The sequence below is a fragment of the Noviherbaspirillum malthae genome (assembly GCF_015352985.1).
GTDB lineage: Bacteria > Pseudomonadota > Gammaproteobacteria > Burkholderiales > Burkholderiaceae_D > Noviherbaspirillum > Noviherbaspirillum malthae.
The window spans coordinates 1-6,521 of sequence record NZ_JACYXF010000136.1 but is presented as its reverse complement, the minus strand read 5'-3'; the positions used below and the strand labels follow the sequence as shown (position 1 = coordinate 6,521).

The following is a 6,521-nucleotide window of genomic DNA, read 5'->3' as shown; positions in this document are numbered from 1 at the left end:
GGACTGGTAGTATTAGGAGTGTTGCGTTTTTAGGGAGGCTCTTCATCTAGCTACTGCAACATTGAATGCGTAAATGGTATGTTCCGGCGTTGCTTAATTTCCAGGACGCAGGAATGCTTATCCAACTCGCGGACATCTCGGTACCGCGTAATCTTCGCGGGCCAATTCTCGTCGATGAATACGGATTGCCACGCTATTGGGCGGCTGTCTGGTCGACAGCGTCCGCTGCTCAGCTAGCCGATTCCACCCATCTCAAAAAGCTTCGACATATCGAAAATCTTTACCAGCACGCTGATAAGTTGCTCGGACGGTCTGCGCTGGACGATGCGTTGGGAATGCTGAACGACGATGCGCTGGCCACAATCTTGGAATCCTGGTTCGTATCGATCCGCAACCAGCCACAAACCACTGGGGGCGACGAAAAACGCTGGCTGACTGGATTGGATTTCGTATCGTCGGTCGTGATATGGGTCTCGAAGAGTCAAACCGGCCACCTGATGCGGCGCATCGACGAGCGGCTGCAGCACCTTTCGATGCTCTATCGGCAGCTTCATGTGAAAAAGGCCAAGCCGATCGAAGCGATCCGGTCACTACCGGCGACGACTGTAAAGACTCTGTATGAGTTGCTGGATCCCGAATCGTCGCTGAACCCGTTTCCGCGGGTTCGGACACGTTGGCGCGTGTTTGTATCCTTTATCTTGATGTTGCATCAGGGGCTGCGGCGAGGCGAGGTACTTCTGTTGCCGGTGGACTGTGTAAAGAGCGCATTCGATCCGAAACAAGGCAGGATACGGTATTGGATCAATGTGCAGGAAAACCCGTATGAGGAAGCCGGGACCGACCCACGGTATTCGAAGCCGGGGATCAAGACAGCCGCTTCCATCCGGCAGGTTCCGGTCAGCGAGGCGACGGCCAACACTATTGATAGCTACGCCCAGAACTACCGTGGGCAACCTCAACACTCGTTTCTTCTGAATTCGCAGACAAATATGCCGCTATCGACGGAAGCGCTGACGAAGGCGTTTGCGGAGGCCTCGCAGCGACTGCCGGCGGATGTACTGAAAGAGCTCAACGATCGCACTGGCAAACATTCGGTTACACCACATGACTTGCGTCATACCTGTGCTGTAATGCGGCTGCATCAACTGCTGTTACAAGGTGATTCGTTGGAGGAAGCGCTTCAAAAGCTGCGCACATTCTTCGGCTGGTCAAAGACATCAGCAATGCCATCGCGTTATGCACGTGCCGTGTTTGAAGATCGGCTCGCCACCGTATGGAACGACGCGTTTGACGATCGCGTGGCATTACTGCGTGCTTTGCCGAAGGGACACTAAATGGAAAAGCCACAGCGCCGAGAATTCCATGCCGTCGGTGATGACAGTGATGTGCTTGCCCGCCTCTGCGCATCGTTGCCCAATTTGCCCTCGGTGCTTCGTTACTACGATGAGTTTGATGACGCAATCAGATCGATCAGAAATCCCGAAGGCCAAACGATGTTCGAGCTGCGGTTCGGTGGACGTCGAGCACGACTGGACTTTGCGCGTCTTGGCCCCGAGTGCAGCTTCATCTTCAAACATGTCTTTGCCTTCATCCTTGCCCAGGACTTGAGCGTCAGGACTGTAGCCTCTTACCTCGCCTCCGCACAGCACTTAACGCCGGCAGACGTTACGACGCTCGTTGACGCCGGCCCCACACGTATTGGCCCGGTCTGGAAAGCGTTGCGCGTACGCGCCCTGCCGGCTAGCGCCTATATGGCTGCCAAATACCTGTTACAACTTCTATGTGCATATCGACTGAATGGTTGGGCCAGCGACTATGTAGCCTACATCAGCACTTCCCTGCCCTTACCCGCCAGTGATAAATATGCTGGTGTCCGATCGGGCGATGTATTTCTGTCTGTCGACGAAGAAGCGCTGATCGTCCGGCATTTGGATGATGTCGTCGAACGGTTGGCGCAAGGCGCTGCAACGCGCCAGTCGCTAAGCGAATTGGCGGATGCCGGAATGCTGTTATGTTCTTACCAGTTTGCAATGCGTCCGATCCAGATTGCGATGCTGGACGTTCGCCATGTCCGGATTTGGAATGATGAGGTCTCCGACCATCCGATGGTGCATCTGACGTTCCATATGGCCAAGCAACGCGGCAGTGGCAAAAGAATTCCCATGACCCGGCGAGTCAAGGCGGAATGGGCACCGCTCTTCGTTCAATGGAAAGCACATTTGGATGCTGAAGGTATTACAGGTTCAGAAAAGTTCTTCCAGGTTAAATCGACTTGGGAAGTTAGCAATAGAATCTCCACGCTTGTCAGGACGCTGCTGGACTCGGACGACATCGGCACGGCGACAGATCTTCGCCATACTGCGGCACAACGCCTTGTTGATGCCGGCGCAAGCCACGAAGAATTGGCAGAATTCCTTGGTCATGCGCAGACTAGCACCGGGCTCGTGTATTACGCCACGTCGGCATCGCATGCCGAGCGCATCAACCGAGCTCTCGGCGCGTCGGCCGTGTATCAGCGTGTCGCGAAAATAGCCCACGATCGTTTTATCTCTCCAGAGGAATTGGCAGAGCTGAAAGGCGAGCAGCAGATTGCAGCCGTACCTCACGGGATTCCGATCGCCGGCATCGGCGGCTGCACATCCGGACAGCCGGCCTGCCCTTATAACCCAGTAACTTCCTGCTATGGCTGTCGTAAATTCATGCCGGTGCACGACAAAGCACTCCATGAACAGGCGCTGGTTGACATGCGGGGCGTAGTGCTGTTCTTCGACCAAAGCTCCCGTGGTGACACTCGTTCACCGGCCTACTTGCAGTTGCAACGGACGATTGCAGAGATACAGGTCGTCATTACCGAGATTGAGGAGAGTGAGGCATGAATCGGCATTACCAAGCCTTCATTGAGCTTGGCCAGATACTGGCCAAGGGCAAAGGACTGCATTGGGACATTCCTTTGGATGACACGGGAATCGCACAAGATGGAGTGGGTTGGAATCTGACCGCCTGCGTAGGCGACGTTCCTCCCCCGACCTACTACTTGCGCGACCTCGGAGCCGATAGCAAGGCCTTAGAAATTCTCAACATGGAGCGCGTCTCGAATGGCCTGAAACCATTGTGCAGGAAGCCGCTCTCTGCTGGTTGGCAAGAACTGATCAAGGCAGCCGTCGCCGAGCAATTGCTGTTCAAGCGGAACACCACAGGACACGTGTACAGCCATATTGCTCGTCCCTTACGGGTCATCGCCACATGCGTCGACAAGGAGCCATGGCAACTCACCCTGGATGATCTGCACACGGCAATTGGGGTAGGCAAGGCGATTCAGGCATCCGGAAAACTGGGTGACCTAGTAGTCGCCATCGTGAGAGTGGTGTTCGATGCGCATCATATCTGTGACGCTGGTCAGATGTATCCCATGCTTGGCGTCACCCGTATACCGGTCAGGAGGTCGAAATCGAAACACACCATGTCGGAAGACGAGCTGCGCGCCAATCTGGAGGAACGCAAGCGGGCCGAGCGACTGCCGGAGCGTCGCGCGTTCTGGGAATTGGTCCGCATCGTCATGACCGAAAAGCCGCGCACGTTCATGGACGAACTGCGGTTTGCCGCGATACGTGCCATGATCATAACCGGCTTCCGCATTGGGGAAGCCGCCCTGCTGCCGATGGACTGGAAACGCGAGCGAGTCTATGTGGATTCCAAAGGGCGGCCGGCCGGCGAGATTGGCGGCATCTCAACGTCATTGATGCTGCGGCACTTCGCCGAAAAGCAGCAGGAAGATGAGTCGGATAGCCGCATTCTCCGGGAAAACACGCAACCGGTACCAGATATGTTCCGTCACCTGCTGACCGAGACGCTTGACCGCGTTGCACGGCTCACCCAACCGTTACGGGACACGCTCAAGCTGCAATGTGAGACCGGGCGCCTTCTGCCGTGGTACCGGGAGAACGATGTCGTTCCCTTCATTGAACTATATACACGCGTGACGGGAAACCCGTTCTGGCTGGACATCGACTGCAGTTCGTTCATGGAACGATATCGGCAGACGTTCGATCCGAACGTGCTGCATGAGCTGCATCAATACCAGAGCCAGAACTACGGACGCGGATCAAGCAAGCTTGATATGGCGATATATATGTTTGGGAACCGCCTGCAAAAGCAGATGCAAAATGGTGACAATGCGGTGTGTTTCCGTAATATCGGCGGTGTGCCGCTGGCTGCGGATCGTCGCATGTCCTGGGGCGACACCTATCTCAAGGTCGGAGAACTGGAGGCACACATCAGAGCGACAACACCGACAAAGGTGTCCGACATGGCCCCATTACCGATGGAAAATGGCGCCATCCAACCATGGGAGTTCCTGTTCTTGCAACCGAAGCGTTCACTTATCGAGGAGCGTAATGAAGGGGTATGTGACATTACACGCCACATGGCAGTGAGCCGCCCTGATCCTTTGTTTATTGGCCATGCCTTGGGAGATGTGACGCGTATCCCGTCATTGTTTGAGCGTTACGGTGAAACAGACGAAGATAGGGTCATGAGCATCAATTCGCACTCACTGCGACACCTGCAAAACACCGAACTGTTCCGGCTGGGCGTTGCGGATACGATCATCTCGAAACGATTCAACCGGCGCAGCGTCGCCCAGAGCTACGAATATGATCACCGCAGCCTGGCGGAAGAACTCGATCAAATAGAGATTCCACATGAAGTTGAAATCATGCTGGGTGAGAAAGCTGCCTCGGTCGCCAGGATGATCAAGGCCGGGAAGGCCAATGGGCCAATCGTGGACGCGTTCCGCCGTATCCAGTCGGCCAAAGGAGATACGGCCGCTTATGAATATTTGCGCGTAGAAGCAGACGGATTCCATGCCACACCTTACGGGCATTGCCTGAACTCGTTTACCGTCGACCCCTGCCCCAAGCACCTGGAGTGCTTCGCGAATTGCCGCCATCTCTCGGCAACCGACTTGCCTGAAAACCGGCAAAACCTGATGCGGCTCGAAGGAAAGTTCAAAGCAGCGATCGAGACGATAAAATCACGTCCTACAACGAGCCTTGGTTGGAAGAACCAGATGGACCATGCTGAAAAACGTCTGGCCGGTGTGCAGAAGTTACTGGTTACAGCGCCAGGTCAACGCGTCTTCCCGGACGGTGTGGATCTATCGGCAACCAAGAGGTCCGGAGTGCTGGATGATTGAACGAGGACATACGATGCAAGATCACGATCACAAGATGCGAGAGATACTGGAGACGATGCTCGCCACTGACCAGGCCATCACTGCGCGCGCGGTGGCTCGTTTGCATCCTTCGCTCACGGCGGCGTCATCCATCACCCGCAACCAAGAGCGAAGCCGGTTGCTTGCGCAATACCAGGAGCGCCAGACCGAGTATCGACGGTGGCGTGGTCGTGTTGGAAAGCAGTCCGGTGCGGATGCTGCGGCAGCGCTCGAACAAAAGGAACATCGTATCGTCGAGCTCGAGCACAACACGCAGCTCCTGATCGCTTCGCACCTGGCGATGCTGCGTGCGGTTGGCGCCATGGGAGGCTTCAGCAAGTGGGCGCAGTTTTATGAACAGTATCGGGATGTGCGGGAAAAGCTTGCCGCGCTTGGAGCCATTACGGATGCCACCGTATCGGCAATGCCAACAGAGAAACATGCGACGCGGCGAGCAGATAAGAAGCGACGTTGAGCAAGCGCGGCATGGTAGTATTCGCGTGACGCCCTCAGCCACGAAATGACTGAGTCTGGCGGCGGAAGCCGCTTCTCTCTTGAAAAGAGTGCAACATGTCCTACTGCCCCTTCTTCCATACACTGTATGACGAGACACGCCCTGTGGGCAATCTCGGCCGAGGTACACACTACTCCGTTCTACGCGTACCCACCTGGCACGACGAATTCCTTACACCACTTCAGCGCGGCGCCTTCCTGGACTTTGCCATCATCTGGGACGAGGATCACGACGAGCGTGTGATTGACGCAATTCAGATACTTTACCTGGGCGGCCTGCTCGCGCCCGTGCGATACATCGGAGAACGGAAAGGTTCGCTCTCGGTGCTGCTGGATCCCAAAGTCGTTCAGATTTGGAATCGCGCGGCTCTCGAACAGTACCGTGACAAAGTGAATGACGTCGCTCAAAGCCTGGAAGATCCATGGCCAGTGATAGTTGAACGTGCTAATGGGGACCAGCACTCGATCGTCGACAGTTCGCTTGAGAACGTTGCCACCTACCTCAAGAACATCGACATCCTGTGGCAGCTCGGCGTGAAGCCGAAAAACCAAATCTAACCCGGATTCCCTGGGCATTCGACACGCAACACCAAGGCTGCCGATGGCGGCGTCGCAGTCTTGGTCCGTTGCGTCGCCGGCTAGCGGGGCACGCAACAAACGTCCGTACTGAAGGGACGCAACAGCAAATCTTTAAAATGAGGATATCCTGTGGATAACTCGCCCGCCGTTCCCATTGAAAAATAAAGAACTTCACAACCAAAACCTACGCAACATCAATCCGAAACTACCAAGATTA

Annotated in this window: 5 protein-coding genes; all 5 read left to right on the top strand. The window is 55.5% G+C overall.

The window, feature by feature from the left end:
• The first annotated feature begins 113 nt into the window (after positions 1-113).
• The 5 genes from IGW03_RS36940 to IGW03_RS36920 all read left to right on the top strand — a co-directional run bounded on the left by IGW03_RS36940 (position 114) and on the right by IGW03_RS36920 (position 6,283).
• A complete protein-coding gene (locus tag IGW03_RS36940) occupies positions 114-1,334 on the top strand; it encodes a tyrosine-type recombinase/integrase (RefSeq protein ID WP_194727365.1) in 1,221 nt (406 codons plus the stop codon).
• Positions 1,335-2,876: a tyrosine-type recombinase/integrase gene (locus IGW03_RS36935; protein WP_194727364.1), complete on the top strand. Its 1,542-nt coding sequence runs from the start codon at positions 1,335-1,337 to the stop codon at positions 2,874-2,876. It abuts the gene before it with no gap.
• Complete coding sequence (locus tag IGW03_RS36930) at positions 2,873-5,194, top strand: hypothetical protein (protein ID WP_194727363.1); 2,322 nt, start codon at positions 2,873-2,875, stop codon at positions 5,192-5,194. Before IGW03_RS36935 ends, IGW03_RS36930 begins: the two co-directional genes overlap by 4 nt.
• Positions 5,195-5,207: 13 nt before the next feature.
• Positions 5,208-5,687, top strand: coding sequence for a hypothetical protein (locus IGW03_RS36925; protein WP_228536340.1), 480 nt, complete (start codon positions 5,208-5,210; stop codon positions 5,685-5,687).
• 95 nt (positions 5,688-5,782) lie between these two features.
• Positions 5,783-6,283 carry a hypothetical protein gene (locus IGW03_RS36920; RefSeq protein WP_194727361.1) on the top strand — a complete coding sequence of 167 codons (501 nt, stop codon included), beginning with the start codon at positions 5,783-5,785 and terminating at the stop codon, positions 6,281-6,283.
• The last annotated feature ends 238 nt before the right edge of the window (positions 6,284-6,521 follow it).